This is a genomic window from Geodermatophilus sp. SYSU D00698, assembly GCF_054050335.1.
This window is the reverse complement of record NZ_JBJGZD010000005.1, coordinates 190,033-207,601: the sequence shown is the minus strand read 5'-3', so window position 1 is coordinate 207,601 and position 17,569 is coordinate 190,033. Positions and strand designations below refer to the sequence as shown.

Annotated in this window: 19 protein-coding genes and 1 riboswitch; of the genes, 9 read left to right on the top strand and 10 right to left on the bottom strand. The window is 75.5% G+C overall.

Features of this window, described 5'->3' with window-relative positions; all coding sequences use genetic code 11:
• The first annotated feature begins 138 nt into the window (after positions 1 to 138).
• The 3 genes from ACI8AB_RS07010 (at position 139) to ACI8AB_RS07000 (ending at position 3,284) form a co-directional block, all read left to right on the top strand.
• Positions 139 to 1,302, top strand: coding sequence for an RtcB family protein (locus tag ACI8AB_RS07010; RefSeq protein ID WP_456949511.1), 1,164 nt, complete (start codon positions 139 to 141; stop codon positions 1,300 to 1,302).
• Positions 1,303 to 1,411: 109 nt separating this feature from the next.
• On the top strand, positions 1,412 to 2,341 hold the full coding sequence (locus tag ACI8AB_RS07005; RefSeq protein ID WP_456949510.1) for an MBL fold metallo-hydrolase: 930 nt from the start codon (positions 1,412 to 1,414) through the stop codon (positions 2,339 to 2,341).
• Between the two features lie 13 nt (positions 2,342 to 2,354).
• A complete protein-coding gene (locus ACI8AB_RS07000) occupies positions 2,355 to 3,284 on the top strand; it encodes a fumarylacetoacetate hydrolase family protein (protein WP_456949509.1) in 930 nt (309 codons plus the stop codon).
• Positions 3,285 to 3,341: 57 nt separating this feature from the next.
• Here the strand turns inward: ACI8AB_RS07000 and ACI8AB_RS06995 are convergent, their stop codons facing one another.
• From ACI8AB_RS06995 to ACI8AB_RS06985, 3 genes are all read right to left on the bottom strand, one after another.
• Positions 3,342 to 3,545 (bottom strand): hypothetical protein, encoded by a 204-nt coding sequence (locus ACI8AB_RS06995; RefSeq protein ID WP_387988788.1) that lies wholly within the window; start codon positions 3,543 to 3,545, stop codon positions 3,342 to 3,344.
• Positions 3,546 to 3,667: 122 nt separating this feature from the next.
• Positions 3,668 to 4,156 carry a PASTA domain-containing protein gene (locus ACI8AB_RS06990; protein WP_456949508.1) on the bottom strand — a complete coding sequence of 163 codons (489 nt, stop codon included), beginning with the start codon at positions 4,154 to 4,156 and terminating at the stop codon, positions 3,668 to 3,670.
• Positions 4,157 to 4,396: 240 nt separating this feature from the next.
• Complete coding sequence (locus ACI8AB_RS06985) at positions 4,397 to 4,555, bottom strand: hypothetical protein (protein WP_387988786.1); 159 nt, start codon at positions 4,553 to 4,555, stop codon at positions 4,397 to 4,399.
• 401 nt (positions 4,556 to 4,956) lie between these two features.
• A riboswitch (cyclic di-AMP (ydaO/yuaA leader) is annotated at positions 4,957 to 5,041 on the top strand.
• 33 nt (positions 5,042 to 5,074) lie between these two features.
• Between ACI8AB_RS06985 and ACI8AB_RS06980 the strand changes: the two genes are divergently transcribed.
• Genes ACI8AB_RS06980 through ACI8AB_RS06970 form a run of 3 tightly spaced genes read left to right on the top strand, consistent with a single transcriptional unit; the run spans position 5,075 to position 7,426 of the window.
• Positions 5,075 to 5,587: a C40 family peptidase gene (locus tag ACI8AB_RS06980; RefSeq protein ID WP_456949507.1), complete on the top strand. Its 513-nt coding sequence runs from the start codon at positions 5,075 to 5,077 to the stop codon at positions 5,585 to 5,587.
• Between the two features lie 58 nt (positions 5,588 to 5,645).
• A complete protein-coding gene (locus ACI8AB_RS06975; RefSeq protein WP_456949506.1) occupies positions 5,646 to 6,563 on the top strand; it encodes a carbohydrate kinase family protein in 918 nt (305 codons plus the stop codon).
• An 11-nt stretch (positions 6,564 to 6,574) separates the two neighbouring features.
• The gene (locus tag ACI8AB_RS06970; RefSeq protein ID WP_456949505.1) at positions 6,575 to 7,426 is read left to right on the top strand and encodes a DUF222 domain-containing protein; all 852 of its coding nucleotides are present in this window, start codon (positions 6,575 to 6,577) and stop codon (positions 7,424 to 7,426) included.
• A gap of 1 nt (position 7,427) precedes the next feature.
• On the opposite strand, the gene ACI8AB_RS06965 is transcribed toward ACI8AB_RS06970, so the two are convergent.
• The 4 genes from ACI8AB_RS06965 to ACI8AB_RS06950 form a co-directional block, all read right to left on the bottom strand.
• A complete protein-coding gene (locus tag ACI8AB_RS06965; protein ID WP_456949504.1) occupies positions 7,428 to 8,363 on the bottom strand; it encodes a PGN_0703 family putative restriction endonuclease in 936 nt (311 codons plus the stop codon).
• A gap of 4 nt (positions 8,364 to 8,367) precedes the next feature.
• Positions 8,368 to 8,955, bottom strand: a complete 588-nt coding sequence (locus tag ACI8AB_RS06960; RefSeq protein WP_456949503.1) for an SHOCT domain-containing protein — start codon at positions 8,953 to 8,955, stop codon at positions 8,368 to 8,370.
• Between the two features lie 162 nt (positions 8,956 to 9,117).
• A complete protein-coding gene (locus ACI8AB_RS06955; RefSeq protein WP_456949502.1) occupies positions 9,118 to 9,543 on the bottom strand; it encodes a hypothetical protein in 426 nt (141 codons plus the stop codon).
• On the bottom strand, positions 9,536 to 12,808 hold the full coding sequence (locus ACI8AB_RS06950) for a TM0106 family RecB-like putative nuclease (protein ID WP_456949501.1): 3,273 nt from the start codon (positions 12,806 to 12,808) through the stop codon (positions 9,536 to 9,538). Before ACI8AB_RS06950 ends, ACI8AB_RS06955 begins: the two co-directional genes overlap by 8 nt.
• An 83-nt stretch (positions 12,809 to 12,891) precedes the next feature.
• Between ACI8AB_RS06950 and ACI8AB_RS06945 the strand changes: the two genes are divergently transcribed.
• Positions 12,892 to 14,292 (top strand): ADP-ribosylglycohydrolase family protein, encoded by a 1,401-nt coding sequence (locus ACI8AB_RS06945; protein WP_456949500.1) that lies wholly within the window; start codon positions 12,892 to 12,894, stop codon positions 14,290 to 14,292.
• On the opposite strand, the gene ACI8AB_RS06940 is transcribed toward ACI8AB_RS06945, so the two are convergent.
• Positions 14,293 to 14,886 (bottom strand): VOC family protein, encoded by a 594-nt coding sequence (locus ACI8AB_RS06940; RefSeq protein ID WP_456949499.1) that lies wholly within the window; start codon positions 14,884 to 14,886, stop codon positions 14,293 to 14,295.
• Positions 14,887 to 14,893: 7 nt separating this feature from the next.
• Between ACI8AB_RS06940 and ACI8AB_RS06935 the strand changes: the two genes are divergently transcribed.
• Positions 14,894 to 15,088, top strand: coding sequence for a hypothetical protein (locus ACI8AB_RS06935; protein ID WP_456949498.1), 195 nt, complete (start codon positions 14,894 to 14,896; stop codon positions 15,086 to 15,088).
• Positions 15,089 to 15,147: 59 nt separating this feature from the next.
• The gene (locus ACI8AB_RS06930; RefSeq protein WP_456949497.1) at positions 15,148 to 15,510 is read left to right on the top strand and encodes a DUF1330 domain-containing protein; all 363 of its coding nucleotides are present in this window, start codon (positions 15,148 to 15,150) and stop codon (positions 15,508 to 15,510) included.
• 10 nt (positions 15,511 to 15,520) lie between these two features.
• On the opposite strand, the gene ACI8AB_RS06925 is transcribed toward ACI8AB_RS06930, so the two are convergent.
• Both ACI8AB_RS06925 and ACI8AB_RS06920 read right to left on the bottom strand, forming a co-directional pair.
• Positions 15,521 to 16,114 (bottom strand): hypothetical protein, encoded by a 594-nt coding sequence (locus ACI8AB_RS06925; RefSeq protein ID WP_456949496.1) that lies wholly within the window; start codon positions 16,112 to 16,114, stop codon positions 15,521 to 15,523.
• Complete coding sequence (locus ACI8AB_RS06920; RefSeq protein WP_456949495.1) at positions 16,107 to 17,501, bottom strand: DUF4407 domain-containing protein; 1,395 nt, start codon at positions 17,499 to 17,501, stop codon at positions 16,107 to 16,109. Before ACI8AB_RS06920 ends, ACI8AB_RS06925 begins: the two co-directional genes overlap by 8 nt.
• Positions 17,502 to 17,569 lie beyond the last annotated feature (68 nt).

The window sequence follows — 17,569 nt, the reverse complement described above, 5'->3', positions numbered from 1 at the left end:
CGCCCGGAAGCCGAGGGAGTTCCCCGCCGCGGGGTCCCCGGGTAATGCGGTCGCGGCGCGCGAGCCGAGCGCGTTGACTGCCCCGGCCCACCACGACGCCGCGGGGACCGGGCCCCGCTCAGGAGAAGAGAAAGGACGATGGAGGAGATCAGCGGACGCCTGCTCAGCTGGGCGTCGATCCTCGAGGACGCGACCCGCGAGCAGGCCGAGCGCACCGCCTCGCTCCCGTTCATCCACCCGCACGTGGCGCTCATGCCCGACGCCCACCTGGGGCTCGGCGCGACCGTCGGCTCGGTCATCCCGACCGACGGGGCGATCATCCCGGCGGCGGTCGGGGTGGACATCGGCTGCGGGATGATGGCCGTGCGCACCCAGTTCACCGGCGACGACGTCCGCGGCCGCAACCTGGCCACGCTGCACGAGCAGATCTCGCGGGCGATCCCGCTGTCGGCCGGCCGCTACAACCGCAGGCTCCGCGACACGGCCGCGCCGCGGGTCGAGGAGCTCCGCGCGCTCCCGGGCGCGGACCAGGCCGACGGCGTCGTGCGCGACTGGCCGCTGCAGCTGGGCTCGCTCGGCTCGGGCAACCACTTCATCGAGGTGTCCCTCGACGAGGCCGACCGGGTGTGGTTGTTCCTGCACTCGGGCTCGCGGGGCGTCGGCAACAAGCTGGCGTCGAAGCACATCCGGGTGGCGCAGGAGCGCACCCGGGCCCGCGGCGTCGTCGTCCCCGACCGCGACCTCGCCTACCTGGAGGAGGGCGAGCCGGAGTTCGACGCGTACATCGAGGCACTGCACTGGGCGCAGCGGTTCGCCGCGCTCAACCGCGAGGAGATGATGGACCGCGTCGCCGACCAGGTGTCCCGGTTCCTGACCGAGGAGGTCCGGCGCGAGCAGGTGGTCCAGTGCCACCACAACTACACCGAGCGGGAGACCCACTACGGCCGCCGGGTGTGGCTGTCCCGCAAGGGCGCGATCGCGGCGCGCCGGGGCCAGTGGGGGCTCATCCCGGGGTCGATGGGCGCGGCGTCCTACGTCGTCGTCGGCAAGGGCGACGCTGCGTCGCTGACCTCGGCGCCGCACGGTGCCGGGCGGGCGTTCTCCCGGTCGGCCGCGCGCAAGCGGTTCAGCCGGGCCGACCTCGACCGGCGGATGACCGGCATCGCCTGGGGCCGCTCGGACGCCTTCCTCGACGAGCACCCCGAGGCGTACAAGAGCATCGACGTCGTCATGGCCGACGCCGCCGACCTGGTCGAGGTCCGGCACACGCTGCGCCAGGTGGTGAACGTCAAGGGCGACTGAGGTCCCGCGCCCGCTCGTGCTCTGCCCCCGGTCGGGGGCAGAGCACGAGCACGCCGGGCGAGGAGCCTGCCGACTTTCGGTGCCACCTGGGCTCCAGCAGAGTGACGGCGTGACGACGTCGATCGAGGCCGCCGCGCTGCAGGAGGTGGCACCGGGCGTCTTCGCCTACGTGCAGCCCGACGGCAGCTGGATGATCAACAACACCGGCGTCGTCACCGGCGACGACGGCACGGGGCTGATGGTGGACACCACCTCGACCGAGGCCCGCAACCGCGCGCTCCTGGCCGCCGTCGGGTCGGTGGCGCCGGGCCGGCTGCGGGCGCTGGTGAACACCCACCACCACGGCGACCACACCTTCGGCAACTGGCTGGTCCCCGCCGACACCCCGGTCGTCGGGCACGTGCACGCGAGGGAGGACCAGCTCGCCGCCGGGCTGCTGGCCGCGCAGGTGCTCACCGGCCCGGACTACGGGCACCTGGAGGTGCGCCCGCCCGACCTCACGTTCACCGGCGCGCTGACCCTGCACCTCGGCGAGCGGGCGGTGGAGCTGCACGCGGTGGGGCCTGCGCACACCCGCGGCGACGTCGTCGTGTGGCTGCCGGCGCAGCGGGTCGCCTTCGCCGGCGACGTCGCCTTCGCCGGCGGCCAGCCGTTCCTCGCGGAGGGCAGCGTCGCCCGCTACCCGCGGGCGGTGGAGGCGCTGCGCGCGCTGCAGCCCGACGTGCTGGTGCCCGGGCACGGCCCGGTGTGCCGCGGCGACGAGGTCCCCCGGCTGCTCGACGACCTCGCCGGCTACGCCGCCTTCGTCGACGCCACCGCGCGCGAGGGGCACGCGGCCGGGTGGTCGCCGCTGGAGACCGCCCGCCGGCACGCGGACAACCCCTACGCCGGGTGGCAGGAGTCCGAGCGGCTGGTGGGCAACCTGCACCGCGCCTACGCCGAGCTCGACGGCCGGCCGCCGGGCGAGCGGCTGCCGCTGACCGCCATCTGGCCGGACATGGTGGCGTTCCACGGCGGCCCCATCGGCTGCCGGGCGTGAGGGAGGAGAGCTGATGCGCTGGGTCACCTACGTCTCGCCGTCCGACGGCGCGGAGCGGGCCGGGCTGCTGCGCGACGGGGAGGTGCACGGGTTCGACGCCGCGCTGGTCGACCTGCTGCCCGACCTCGCCGCGGCGGCGGAGCGCACCCCGGCCGAGGTGGTGCCGGAGGACGGGCTGGTGCTGCGCGCGCCGGTGCCGCGGCCGCCGTCGGTCCGCGACTTCCTGTCCTTCGAGCAGCACGCGCGCAACGCCGCCGCCGCGTTCGGCCGGGAGGTCTCGCCGGTCTGGTTCCAGCAGCCGGTCTTCTACTTCACCAACCCCGCGGCGGTGCGCGGGACCGGCGAGCCGGTGCCTGTCTCCCCCGGCTCGGCGGCGTTCGACTACGAGGTGGAGGTCGCCGCGGTCGTCGGCCGGGGCGGGTCGGACCTCACGCCGGAGCAGGCCGAGGCCGCGATCGCCGGCTACACGGTGTTCGTCGACTGGAGCGCCCGCGACGTGCAGGGCGTGGAGTCCCAGGTCGGCCTCGGCCCGGCCAAGGGCAAGGACGGCGCGACGACGCTCGGCCCGGTGCTGGTCACGCCCGACGAGCTCGAGCCGCACCGCTCCGGCGCCGGCTACGCGCTGCGGATGGCGGCCGCGGTCGACGGCGTCGAGCAGGGCGGCGGCAGCTGGGCCGACATCCACTGGTCGTTCGGGCAGATGCTCGCCTACGCCTCGCGGGGCACCGAGCTGCGGCCCGGTGACGTGGTCGGCAGCGGCACGGTCGGCACCGGGTGCCTGCTGGAGCTGCGGTCGCTGCACGGCGAGGAGGAGCACCCGTGGCTGCGGCCGGGCGTGGAGGTCGCGGTGACGGTCGAGCGGATCGGCACGGTGACCGCACGCATCGTCGCCGGCCCCGACCCGGTGCCGCTGGGTCCCCCCGCGACGGCCGCGCGGGCCTAGGGCGGAGCGTGCCCGTGCTCCGCCCCACGGTGGAGCCGGAGCACGGGCGCGCGCCGGTCAGTCCTCCGCCTGGCCCATCCCGGTGCCCTCGGCGGCGCCGGGGAAGCCGGGGCGGTCCCCGCTGCCCATGGGTCCCTGGGCAGCGCGGGGTCCCTGCTCGGGAGCGTCGTCGGCGACGCCGTTCTCGTCGGGGTGCTCACCGGGCAGCACGTGGTCGTCGGTGCGGCCGTCCGAGCCGCCGTTCGGCGGACCCTGGGTCATCGCGGACCTCCTCAGCCGTGCTCCGACCGGACGGCTGGGCTCACCCCGGTCGGGGCACGGGGTACCCGGCCCGGCGCCCCGGACACGGCTCGGGCGGTCGGCGTCCGCCCCGCGACGGGTGGTCAGGGGCAGCTCTCCTCGAGCTTCACGACGCCGAGGTCGATCGTCCCCTCCGCCGCGCCGGTGACCCGCTGGCCGGCCGGGACGTTCTGCGTGCAGACCCTCCAGTTGGCGTCGAGCACCTGGTTGCGGGTGCCGAGCAGGTCGTGGGACAGGCTGAGGAGGACGCCGTTGGCCTGGATCAGGTCCTGGGCGTCCTGCAGGGTCATCCCGACCACCGACGGCATGGCGAAGTCGACCACCGGCGCGGCCGGCGTGGTCGGGGCCGGGGTGGTCGGGGCGGCGGTGGTGGACGGGACCGGCGCGGGCGCCGGCGTCGACTCGGGAGCCGGCGCGGAGGCCGACGCACTGGTGGCCGAGGAGGTCGACGCGTCCGACGCCGCCGCGGTCTCGTCGCTCCCGCACCCGGAGGCGAGGACGCCGACGGAGAGCAGGACCGGGACGGCGGCGAGCCGGCGGAGCGGACGGACGGCAGAGGCGAGCTGGGTCATGGGACACCCCGTGGAGATCGAGAGCGGCGCGTGCGCCGGTCGCCCCACAGCCGGGCTGCGACCCGGTGCCGCGAGAGGAACGCCAGGAGCCTCACACGGTCGGCGGTCGCCGTCCGGGAGATCCGGGACGGCGTCGTAGCGGGACGGTCACGAAGTGCCCCGGTCGCCCCGCCGGTCCCCCCGGACACGCCGCGGCCCCCGTCCCGGGTGAGGAACGGGGGCCGCGGTCGCGCTCGCAGGTCAGTAGCCGCGACCGGCCTGACCCTTGCCGCCCTTCGCGTTCTTGGCCTGGAAGTCGCGGATGAACTGCTTGATCTTGGCCTGGTTCTGCGGCTTCCGGAGCTCCTGGACGACCTTGGCGGCGACGCCCGAGGCGATCAGGTTCCTCATCATGCCCATGGGGGGACTCCCTCCTCTCGACTGCTGGTTCCGGTGCCCCGTCAACGGGCGGCGCAACCGTCGCGATCCCCGGGGTTTCCCGCTCCCGTCGTGGTGGGCCGCTGACGCGCTGTGCGGGCGCACCGCTGCGTCCTTTCTCGTCCGCCACGGCGTGTCGGCGCCTGCGTGTCGGAGGTCGAGCGGCGGAGGGGACGGCTCCTGCGCTGGTGGAACGGGCGATTCGGATCCGCGGCCCGCGTCAAGTCCGCGACTCGCGTCCGGGCGTGGCGCGGACGCGATCCGGTTGAACGCTGCAACACCCCTCCCTACCGTCGTCGCGGTCCGGCCGGCCCTCAGTCACCTCCCGTGTGACACCCGCCGGACACGCCGAACCAGGCGGCCGGCAACCGGCCGGCGCCCGGACCGGGGACCCACGTGAGCACTGGGGTGAAGCGCGCGCCGTCGCGCCGGGCGACTCCTCCGCCCGAACCCGTCAGCTAACCCGGTAGGCGGTCGCGGAGAACAGGAGAACCGTCGTCGATGACGACTGCACGCACGTCCACCGCCCGTCGCTCGTTCCGCGGCATCGCCGTCGCGGCCCTCGCCGGAGCCGGCATCGCCCTCTCACCCCTCCCGGCGTCGGCCGCCGCGGGCGACGGGGGTACCGCGACGGTCGCCGCCGCACCGGCGGCCGCTCCCAACGGCGCGGCCCAGGCCGCCGTCGACACCGCCCTGGCCCAGGTCGGTGACCCGTACGTGTACGGCGCCACCGGCCCGAGCTCGTTCGACTGCTCGGGCCTGACCAGCTACAGCTACCAGGCGGCGGGCGTCTCGATCCCGCGCACCTCGAAGGCCCAGTCGACGTTCGGCACCCCGGTGGCGAAGGCCGACCTGCAGCCGGGCGACCTGGTGTTCTTCTACAGCCCCGTGTCGCACGTGGGCATGTACATCGGCAACGGCCAGATGGTCCACGCCTCGACCGCCGGCAAGCCGGTGGCCGTCGTGAGCCTCGACTCGATGCCGGAGTACGTGGGCGCGCGCCGCGTCGCCTGACGCGCGGAACGGTGTCCCCGGCCGGCTCGCCCGGCCGGGGGCACCGAACCGTCCTCGGGTGGTGTCCGCCGGCGATCCCGCCTGGCCGCGGCCCGCCGGCCCCGGGCCGGTGGTGGCGGTGGGCAAGCTCGTCGCCGACCAGCTGCTCGAGCTGTCCGCGCCGCTGGTGGCCGGCGGCCAGCAGCGGGTCGAGCGGACGACGACGGCCGGCGGCGCCCCCGCCAACGTCACCGCCGGCGTGGCCCATCTGGGTGCGCCGGCGCGGTTCGCGGGCTGGGCCGGCGCCGACCCGCTGGCCGACGGGCTGCTGGCCGGTCTCGCTCGGAGGGGCGTCGAGCTCGCGGTGGTCCGCCGCGGGCGCGCGCCGCTGTCGACGGTGCTCGTGCACCCCGACGGCGAGCGCACGGTGCTGACCGACCGCGGCGAGGGCGGCCTGGAGCCGGCCGACGTCCGGCCGGAGTGGTTCGCCGGCGCCGCCGTCGCCCACCTCGACGGCTACGACCTGCTGCGCTTCCCCGACGTGGTGCGGGCCGCGGCCGGCACGGCGCACGACCTCGGGGTGCCGGTGAGCGCGGACGTCGCCGCGGCCGCCCGCATCGAGCGGCACGGTGCCGATGGCTACGTCGAGCTGCTCGCCGGGCTGCGTCCGGACGTGCTCTGCTGCAACGCCGCGGAGGCCGCGGCCCTGGGCCTGGACGGCGCCCTGCCCGCCTGGGCGCCGCCGCTGGTGCTGGTGCACGCCGGCGCCCGGCCGACCCGGGTCGTCACGGCGGCGGGCACGGTGGAGGTCCCGGTGGAGCCGCTGCCCGCGGGTGGACCGCGCGACACGACGGGCTGCGGGGACGCGTTCGCGGCCGGGCTGCTGACCGGCTGGCGCGCGGGCGTGCCCGTGCTGGACGCCGTCCGGATCGGCCACGCGGCAGCTGCTGTGGTGGCGGGTGTGGTCGGCGGTCAGCCGCCATCGTCAGGCGCCTGACCTGGGGGTTCGTGCTGCGCGGGCACTGCCGGCTCTCCGACGCCGCCGCTGCCCGACTGGTGCGCAGCGGCCGGGCGCTGGACCACCTGCCCGCCCTCGCCGAGGCCCACGACGCCGGTCTGGTGTCCGCCGAGCAGGTCGCCGTCGCCGCGAAGGCGGTGACCCCCGAACGCCTCACCGCCGCGGCCGCCGGGGTGGACCTGGCCGTCATCGACGCGGTGCTCACCGGCGTGGCGGTCGAGCAGCCGCACGCCGACCTCGTGCAGGTCGTGCAGCACTACCTCGACGACCTCGATCCCTACGGGCCCGAGCCCGACCCCACCGAGGGCCGGTCACTGACGCTGGCCAAGCACGCCGACGGGTCGCTGCCCACGCTGCGCGGCCACAGGCCGCAGATCGCCGTCGTCATCGACCTGGCCGACCTGGTCGACCCGGCCGGGAACCCGAACGCCGGGCGGATGGCCTTCGGCGCCACCGTCTCCGCCGCCCGGACTCGCTGGCTGGCCTGCGACGGCGCCGTCTCCCGGGTGGTGTTCGGCCCCGACGGCGCCCCGCTGGACCTGGGCCGCGAGCAGCGGCTGATGAGCCGCCACATCCGCAAGGCCGCCGAGCTGCGCGACGGCGGGTGCGTGTCCACCGGCTGCGGCGCCCCGACGTGGTGGTGCGACGTGCACCACCTGGTCCACTGGATCGACGGCGGCGACACCAGCCTGGACAACGCAGCCCTGCTGTGCGAGCGCCACCACACCGAGGTCCACCACGGCTTCCGGGTGGAACGACGACCGGCCGGCCGATGGCGCACGTGGCGCCCCGACGGCACCGAGATCACCACCCCGGCGCCACTGCTCTCTCCTGCCGCCTGACTCAGGGGAGGTAGCGGCGGCGGAAGAGCGCTGCCCAGCCCTCGAACTCCGGCACCGCCGCCGCGGCGTCCGCGAGGTCGCCGTGTCCGCGGAAGAGCACGCGCGTCGGCAGGGCACCGCGGTCGGCGTCGAGCCGGCGCACCACCTCGCGGGCGCCCTCGTCGTCGTCCCGGGCGAGGACCAGGGTCACCGCCGCGTCCCACTCCAGACCACCCGCGGAACCGCCGCGGCGCACGCTCTCGGTGAGCAGCACGTTCCGCAGCAGCTGCCGGGTCGGGTACTCGCCGAGGCGGTCGAAGGCGCCGTCGGCCATGCCGAACCGTTCGCAGTGCCGGCGGTAGCTGGCGTCCTTCTCCCGGCGCCGCCCGTCCTTCTCCGGACCGGGATCCCGGCTGAAGCCGTCCACGTACTTGGTCTCGACGGCGACGAGCAGGCTCCGGCCGTCGGCCAGCCGGGCCGACAGCACGGCGTCGAAGGCCGACCCGTCCCCGAGGTGCTCGCGTGGGGCCGGCGCCCACTCGCACTCGATGCCGTCGATGACGCGGTCGCCGACGTCGACCCGCTCGAGTCCCGTCACCGGCAGGTCCAGGAGACGGCCGATCACGACCGCGGCGGCCTCACGGTGGGCGCGCAGGTGCCCGAAGACGCTGAACGCCAGTGGCATCGAGCTGAGCATGTTGGTGAACAGCCGCGAGCGCTCGAGCTGACCTCCCTCCTCGCGCACGACCTCGGCGCGTGCGCGCGCGTACCGCGCCGCCTCGGGTGAGAGGAAGTTGCGGTCGCCGTGCTCCTCGCGGAGGTGGTTCCCGAGCGGCCGGCCCTTCCACGTGCCGGCCGGCAGGCCGAGCACCTGCTCGCGGAAGTCCGACTGCCGCCGCCGCTCCCGCCGGGTGACCGGGCCGTCCGACCGGACGACGGAGATGACGCTGTCGGTCACGACGTCAGATCCGCGCCAGGAGTTCGGCCTTCTTGGCCTCGAAGTCCGCGATGGTGATGACGCCCGCGTCCCGCAGCTCGGCCAGCTGGCGCAACTGCTCGACGACCGCGGGGAAGCCGCCGTCACCGGCAGTGCCCGGCTGCGGAGCCGGGGCGGGCGCCTGCTTGACGAACGGGTCCGCCGGAGCCGCCTGCGCCGGCGGCACGAGCAGCGCACTGACCGCGGAGCGGACCTGGTCCACGAAGGGGCCGCCGTCCGCCTTCGGCACGGACGTGTAGGTGACCTTGCGGCCGCCGTCCTGCACGGTCAGCTTCCCCGTCAGGACACCGGCGTCCCACAGGATCGAGCCGAGGCGCAGCAGGGGGTACTCGTCGATGCTGGAACCACCCCACCCGTCGCGGGCGAAGAGGACGCGGCGGTCCGTGAGCGCGAGCAGGCCCTGGCTGGTCCCGAGGACGGCAGGAGCGAGGGCTTCGACCCGCTCACCCGGCCACAGGTGGGCGGCGAGCCCGCGGATCTCCTTCCTCCTGCCCATCGTCGACGACATGCGCGCCGCCGCGGCGGCGATGTCGGGACGCAACTGCTCGGCCATGGTGCTCCTGTCCGCTCCGGCCCGCGTGGGCGCGGACTCCGGACGACGGTAAGGACGGATCCCTGGGCGCCGTGGGACCCGGTGGCGCGGTCCGGCACGTCTCCCCCGGCCGTCCCAGTCGCCTCACGAGGAACCGCTGAGGGCGATCGGCCCCGCGTCGGTTCAGTGGCGGACGCCGAGGTGGCGCTCCGCGCAGGTCGAGCAGAGCCCGGTGTTGTCGTGCACGTGCTCGCGGGCGTTGACCTGGCGGCACACCGGGCACCAGCGGAAGGTCCGCCGCCGCCTGCGGGCGACCTCCTCCGCCGCCTCGGCCAGCTGTGCGCGCTCGTACAGCACCTCGTCGGAGGAGAACCGGCGGTCGGCCACGAACTCCCACACCAACTCGGCGGGCCCGGACCAGCGCGGCTCGGGACGGGCCAGCGTGAAGCCGAACCCGTCCCAGCCGACCGCGACCTGCGCCGGCTCCCCGCTCACGAACCACCGCTGGTGCGGCGGCCCGGCCACCTCCGTCCAGCCGTCGCCGAGCGCCCGCACCAGCACGTCGGGCGCCACCCCGACCAGGGCGGCGAGCTCCGCGGTGTCAGACACCGGCCATCTCGGCCAGCCGGCACATCGCGTTGACCTGGCGCAGCTGCTCCGGCGTCCGCACCTGGGCGTCGAGCAGCAGGGGGCTCATCACCACCACCGCCAGCGCCTTCGCCCGCGACACCGCCACGTTGAGCCGGTTGAGGTCGTACAGGAACGACACCCCGCGCGGCGCCTCGTCGGCCGACGTCGACGTCGTCGAGTAGACGACCACCGGCGCCTCCTGCCCCTGGAACCGGTCGACCGTGCCCACCCGCGCGCCGTCGGGCAGCAGCGACCGGATCAGCGCCACCTGGTTGTTGTACGGCGCGACGACGAGCACGTCGTCCGGGCCGATCGGCCGCTCGGCGCCCTCGGCGTCCACCCAGCCGACGCCCTGCAGCGACTCCCAGACGGCGGCCACCTCGGCCGCCTCCTCCATCGACGACGCCGACGCCGCCACCGTGTGCTCCACGAACCGCACCGCCGGCCCGGCCCCCGACACCAGCCCGCCGGGCCGGACGGTGATCCGCTCCCGCAGCGCCGCCGACTCCAGCCGGCCCTCGTACGCCAGGTCGGACACGAACGCGGTCAGTGCCGGGTGCATCCGGTAGGTCGTGTCCAGGAAGACCCCGCGGCCCTCCGGCACGGTGGGGTGCCCCTCGAGCAGGTGCTCCAGCGCGGACAGCCCCGAGTCGCCGGGGTGCACGGCCTGGGTCGGCTGGGCCAGCTGCTGCGGGTCGCCGAGCAGCACGAGCGACCTCGCCGCCCGCGCCACCGCGAGGGCGTTGGCCAGCGCGAACTGACCCGCCTCGTCGACGACGAGCACGTCGACGGCCTCGGCGAGGTCGGGCTGCGTCCAGAACCACGCCGTCCCGCCGACCAGCGACACGTCGCCCTCCAGCAGCCGCGAGGCGACCTCCTTGCCGTCGCGCGACCACTCCACGCCCGGTGCGCCGCAGGCCTGCTTCTCCTCGCACTTCTGCAGCGCGGGCCGGCCGACGGCGGACAGCACGTTGCCGATGACGGCGTGCGAGGTCGCCGTGACGCCGACCTTCTTGCCGGCGTCGAGCAGCGCCCGGATCAGCCGCGACGCCGCCCGCGTCTTGCCGCTGCCGGGCGGGCCCTGCACGGCGAGCACCTTGCCGTCGAGCCGCAGCCCGAGCCGGACGACGGCGTCGCCGGCCTCCTCCCCCGGCAGCCGCCGGCAGTCCGAGGGCACCCGCCGCTCGAGCAGCGCCCGGCCGAGGCAGTCGCGGCCGGCGAGCACGTCGAGCGCGGTCGCCGCGATCGCCTCGCGCATGCCCTTGTCGTCGATCGGCCCCTCCGGGCCGAGGGCGCGCGGCGTGGGTTCCTTCGTCGACTTGACGACGAGTCGACCCTCGACGGCGTCGAGCTCGCGGATCTCCCCGACGCGCGTGCGGGTGTCGACGTCGACCACCTTCGACCCCACCGACAGCTTCGTGTCCTGCGTCGGGAACGAGAACGCGTAGAGCTTCGACCGCTTCTCGGTGCCGACCTCGACCGGCGCCGACAGCCCGCCGAGCACCGTGCCGTCCTCGACCAGGGCGGCGTCGTCGAGGTCCTTGCGGCTGAAGAACTCCCACCAGCCGGGGCGCGCCTCGCGGCGGTGCCACTGCACGAGGTCGCCGAGCAGGCCGTGGCCGGCCACCTGCAGCCGCTCGACCAGCGCGAGCTCCTCGGTCTCGGCCTCCGACCGCTCGGCCGGGCCGGTCGTCTCGGACAGCACCGGCCGCGTCTGGCCGCCGAACTCCCGCTCGAGCTCCTCGCGCTGGGTCTCCAGCCAGTCGTGCAGCTCGCGGGTCGAGTCGACGTCGTCCTTGTTGTAGAGCTCGATGTCCACGAGGCGCTGCGGGTCCCGGTCGGCGAGCCACTTCTCGTAGGCGATGACGCTGCCCATGGCGTCGGCGACGTCGCCGGTGTGCTCGCGGCCGTAGAACGCCTCGACCTTCTTGATCGAGTACGAGCCCTTGCTGATCCGCATCGACTGCTTGACGACCGGATAGAGGTCGACGAACCGCTCGGCGCGCAGCAGCTGGTCGAGCTCCGCCTCGCGGACGCCGTACCGGCCGGTGAGCCGCTTGAGCGCGCTGACCTCGTAGGCGGCGTAGTGGTAGACGTGCATGCCGGGGTCGGCGCGCCAGGCATCGAGGACCAGGTCGATCAGGTCGGCGACCATCCGCTTCTCGGCGGCGGGGTCGTGCGCCCACAGCGCGGTGAAGCTGCCGTCGCGCCGCCCCACGCCGGCCAGGTACTCCAGGCCCGCGCCGTCGGCGGAGTGCGGGTCGCCCTCGAAGTCGAGGTAGAGGTCGCCGTCGCTGGGCTCGGGCAGCCGCAGCAGGCCGAGGCCCCCGGCCGGCGGGAGCAGGGTGCGGCTGGGGACGCCGGTGCGGCGCTCGTCGAGCTGCTGGCGCGCCTGCTCCTGCAGCCGGGCGCGGGTGGCCGCGCCGATGCGGGCGGCCTTCAGCGTCTCGGGCGGGGCCTCGGCGAGCTGCTCGAGGGTGGTGACGCCGGCGGCGCGCAGGGCGTCGCGGGTGTCGCGGCGCATGCCGGCGACGAGGGAGAGGTCGTCGGCCCCCTGCAGCTCGGCGTCGCACTTGGGCTTCCACGTGCACTGGCTGCAGTAGGGGCCGGGGACGGGCTCGGTGGCCGGCGGGTCGGCGACGAAGGCGGTCAGCCGGGCGCGGGCGCGGCGGGCGTAGGCGGCGACGTCGACCAGCCGCCACGGGTTGGTGACGCCGTCGCCGGTGACGACGCAGATCCGGTCGGGCTGCCTGCCCTGCAGGACGGCGAGGCGCTCGGCATAGGTGGCCATCTGCAGCAGGGCGGGCACCTTGACGCGGCGGGCGAGCTTGGCGTCGGCGACCTCGTACGACCAGCTCCCGAGGGCCGACGGCGTGGGCACCTTCAGGAGGAAGTCGGCCGCGCCGCCCCAGACGCCGTCGAAGAACGCGGCCTGCGAGACGACGTCGACGCCGGCGCGCATGGCCTGCAGGGTCATCGCCTCGGCCTCGCGGCGGCCGGCGGCGTCGAAGCGGGCCGGGATGCGGACGACGCTGCGGCCCTCGGCCTCGAGCGCGTCGAGGTAGCGCATCTCGTGCTCGGTGCCGAGGTCGGCGATGAGCGCGGCGTGGTCGCCCGGGCCCTCGGCGAGCGGCTCGAGCCGGCCGTCGGCGACGGCGAGGTTGAGCGTCGTGAGGTGTGCGCAGGCCTGGTGGCGGGTCAGGTCGGTGGGGCTCAGGACCAGGGAGCCGTCGGTGCGGTACATCGAGACGGGACGGTCTCATGCGGCGGCCGCGATCGGTGTCTTCCGCGCCGGTAGCGTCGGTGCGCCATGTCGAGGAGGCGCGCGTGACCCGAGGACTGCACCGCTCCCACCGCGTGGCCGGCGCGCTCGTCGGGGCGGCCGTGGGCGACGCGCTCGGGGCGCCGTTCGAGTTCGGCCCGGCCGGGGCGTTCTCCGCCCGCTTCCCCACGGACGCTCGTGGGTCCACCACCGAGATGTGCGGCGGTGGGTCGCTGGGGTGGGAGCCGGGCGAGTTCACCGACGACACGCAGATGGCGCTGCTCGTGGCGCAGTCGCTGATCGAGCGGGACGGGCTCGACGAGGCCGACGTCTTCGACCGGTTCGCGGCCTGGGCGGCGGCCGGTCCGCCGGACGTCGGCGTGCAGACCCGGGCGGTGCTCGACTCGGGTCTGCCCTGGGACCGCGCGGCGGCCGAGCACTTCGCGCGCACCGGACGCGCGGCCGGTAACGGCTCGCTCATGCGGACGACGCCCGCCGCCATCTGGTTCTCCCGGTCCGGCACCGCCGCCACCGTGGACGCCGCCCGGCGGCTCTCGGCGCTCACCCACGGCGACCCGGCGGCCGGCGAGGGCTGCGCGGTCTTCCACGAGCTGATGCGCGTGGCGCTCGACGGCGGCGACCCGCTGGCCGCCGTCCCTGCGGCGCTCGCGCTCGTCGCGGACGAGCACCGCGACCGCTGGGCCGCCGTCCTGGCGCCGGACTGGGAGCCGTCGATGGCGACCGAGTCCAACGGCGCGGTGTGGCCGACGCTCGGCCAGGCGCTGTGGGCCCTGCGGCACGGGCGGGACTTCGCGCACGTGCTGCGGCTGGTGGTCGACCTCGGCGGCGACACCGACACGGTCGCCTGCGTGGCCGGCGGGCTGGCCGGCGCGGTGTACGGGATGGGCGGCATCCCGATGCGCTGGGCGTCGGTGGTGCACGGCCGGGTGCCCGGGCACGGGGACCGCGTGTGGCGGCTGCCCGACCTGCTGTCGCTGGCCGCCGCGCTCGACGGCAAGGAGTTCTTCCAGGCGGAGACGGGCGTCATCCCGCGGATCGGCCCGGCCGAGGTGCTGCCGGGCATCTGGGCGGGCAACCTCGACGGCGCGCGGTACTCCGAGGAGGACTTCGCCGTCATCAGCCTGTGCCGGCTGGCCGAGCCGTTCCCGCACACGCTGCACCGGATGGCCTACATCGCCGACAACAGCCACAACGTCGACGTCGACGTCGTCCTGGCCGACGTGCTCGACGACCTCGCCGCCCTGCGCGCCGAGGGCCACCGGGTGCTCGTGCACTGCCACGGCGGGGCGTCGCGGACCGGGCTGGTGCTGCGCGCCTGGCTCGTGCGCGAGCACGGGATGACGCCGGAGCAGGCGACGGCGCACGTCGCCGAGCGCTGGCCGCACCTCGGGCTGTGGAACGAGTCGTTCACCGCCGCACTGGAACGCCTCGCGGCTCAGCGGTAGTCAGACGTCGGTGACCCGGATGGCCAGCAGGTCGCTCACCTCGACGGGACGACCGGCGTCGACGACCAGCTCCAGCCGGTGCCGGCCCGGCCGGTGCACGAGGCGCGGACCCGCGTAGCAGGGGACGTCCGCCGCGGCGGGACCGGCGTGGTGCACGCACTGGAGGGCACCCGCCGGTGAGGTGGACCCGGCGGGCCGACGGGGCGGGAGGTCGAGCACGAAGACCAGGGGACGTGCGGGGTGGCGCTCGTCGTCGCGGTGCACCCAGATCGGGAAGCCGAGGTCGGCGTACGGCCGGAAGGCGGGCTCCTGCTCCGGCGGGAGTCGCCCGCGGAGCCCGATCCCGAACGGGCTGGCACCCGTCGTGGCCCAGTCGGCCCGGCGGTCCAGCCGCAGCGGGTTGTCCCGCGCCTCGGCGCGGTCCTCGACCCACGCCAGCTCCAGGTAGTGCCCGGCCAGGAGGAGCCGCCGGTTGCGGGTGCCCTGACGGGGGTGCGCCGTCCCGGGGTCGAGCTCCCAGCCGGCCGCGGTCAGCCGCGGCGCCCAGGCGTCCTCGGGACCCACCATGCAGAGCACGTGGTCGAGCTCGAGCACCGTCCCAGTGTCCTGCCGCGCCGCGCGGTCAGCGTCATCCCGCGCGGACGACGACCTCGCGGCCGAGGAGGCCGCCGAGGCGCAGGCGGTCATCGACGCCGGAGGCGGGTGTCCGCCGGGCTGGTCCTCCGACGAGGTCCGGGGGTGCTTCGACCCGGGCTCCGACCTCGACGGCAGCGGGATCGCCGACGTCAACGAGTGAACCGGCCGGAGCACGTTCGCCGGGCTCCGGTGTGGGACCACCCTTGTTAGCGTCGCCGCATGGCTGTCGACCCGCGTGGAGCTGACCTCAAGCGGTACCTGCAGGAGGATCCGGGTGGGCCGGTGGTGATGCTCAACCTGCTGCGCTTTGCCGAGGGCGGCCGCGAGTCGTACGACCAGTACGCCCGAGCGCTGTCGGAGACCTTCCTCCCCCGCTACGGCGGTGAGGTCCTCTACGCGGGCGACGGCGGCACCCCGCTGGTGGCCGAGCAGGGCCAGGACTGGGACGCGGTGCTGCTGGTCCGCTATCCCTCACGTGAGGCCTTCAGCCGCATGGTCGCCGATCCCGAGTACCAGCAGGTCACGCACCTGCGCACCCAGGCGCTGACCGAGGCCGTGCTGCAGCCGACCAGCTCCTGGTGACCGGGCGCGGTCAGGCCTCGGGGACCACGACCTCGCGGATGCGGCCGGCCAGCTCCGCGTAGCGCACCGGCGGGCCGGCCAGCGCCTCGACCCGCGCCAGTCCCATGCTCGACTGCCCGGTCGCCGTGACCACCGACCGCGGCAGCACCCAGAAGGACCACTGGGCCAGATCGAGTGCGTCGTAGCTCGCGTGCTCCCTCGCGGTGACGACCGCGAAGACGTAGCCGTCAGCGTTGTACGTCGGCTCTCCCACGGGACCGCCGTCGGTCCAGACGCGGGCACGCAGGCCACCGAAGGTGATCGACGACAGCCTCGACTGCTCCCATGCCTGCAGGTAGGCGCCGGACTTCACCTCGAGCCGCAGCCCGTCCGGCGTCAGCACGTCGTACGGGTCCCACTCGACGCGCGGCCGCAGGTCCGCCTCCATCGCCCGGGCGACCAGGTACTCGGCGAGCATCGGGCGCACGGTGTTGGTCCGCAGGTCCGAGTAGGCCCACGCCCAGAAGTCGCGCAGCCTCGCCCCGGCGCCGTCGATCGGCTCGTCTCCGCTGAGGATGCGCGCCGGCGGCAGCGGGCCCCAGGCCGTCGTCCCGGTGTCAGACACCGGAGGTCACCCGGCCGGCCGGGCGGCGGGTCGGGCGGATCGTGCGCGCGGCCGAGCGGGCCAGGCGGATCGGCCCGGTGTCCCAGAGCTTCTGCACGGGCTCGTCGACCGGAGCCGCGGGCTGCGGCACCGGGCGGGCGGCCTCCTCGGCCTCCACCCGCGCCTGGGCGAGCGCGGCGAGGTGGCGGGCGCGGATGGCGGCCTTCTGCCGGTCCAGCCGCTCCTGCTCGGCCATGACCAGCATCTCCTCCTTGGCCTCGGCCACGGTGCGCCGCGACTGCTGCTGCATCTCCTCGATGTCCACGTCGCCGCTGTCGCGCAGCGCGGCGAGCTTGTCGTAGGCGGTCGGCGGGCCGAAGTTGAGCAGCACCTTCATGAGCACCGGCAGGATCTCCACACACATGAACAGCAGCGACAGCATGAACTTCGCCGCGGCGAGCGTGGCGTTGCGGTCGCTGAGCCGGTCGAGCGCCTCCAGCCGCAGCAGGATGCCGCCGGAGCCCTCGTTGGTGGCGTCGAACGCGGCCTGCAGCCGGTCGAGCTCGGCGGTCAGCCGGGCCAGCTCGGCGGAGTCGGTGGCCAGCGAGGCGGCGGCGAGGTCGGCACTGCGCGACTCGGCGTCGGACGCCGCGTCCTGCGCGTCGTCCAGGGCCGCACGGGCCGAGGCGACGACGCCGGCCTGCGCGTCGGCGGCCGCGCGGGCCTGCACGTAGGCGTCGCCGGTGCCCGGGTCGCCGGTGCCGCAGGTGCCGTCGAGCTCGCACTGGGCGCGCGCCTCGAGGTCGCGCTGGGTGGCCAGAGCGGCGTCGTAGGCGGACTGCTTCGCCGCGACGTCGGCCTGCACCGCGGCCAGCGCCGGGTCGCTCTGCCCGCCCGTGGCGACGACGTCCTGCCCCTGCGTCACCCGCTCCTGCAGCTCGTCGAGGCCGGCGAAGCGCGCGTCGGCCTCCAGCGACTGCCGGTACGCGTCCGCGGCCTCGGCCTGCATGACGGTGATCTCGGCGTCGATCTCCTTGTGGAACACCTGCAGCGTCAGGGGCGTCGCGACGACGACGCCCAGGATCAGCGCCAGCCCCACGCGCGGGACGGCGAGGGCGAGGTTGCGCTTGAGCGAGGCGTCGTGCGCCATGCCGACCAGCAGCATCCGGTCGAGGTTGACCACGACGGCGCCCCAGCCGAGGCCGAGCACCAGCGCGAACGGCCACCAGACGCCCAGGGCCATGTGCAGCGCGAACGACGCCGAGGCGACGGCGAGGCCGCCGGTGCTGAGCAGGACCCCGCCGAGCGCGGCGAACCGCGGCCGCGCGCCGGGCGCCGCCTCGAGCAGGTCGGGCCGCGCGCCGCCGAGGACCGCGAGGCGGTCCTGGAGCCGTCGTCGTCCAGCCATGTCGTGCACTCCCCGAGCGCCGGGGGTCGTGGTTCGTCCGCCGCTCCCCCGAGGCATCGGCAGTCCCG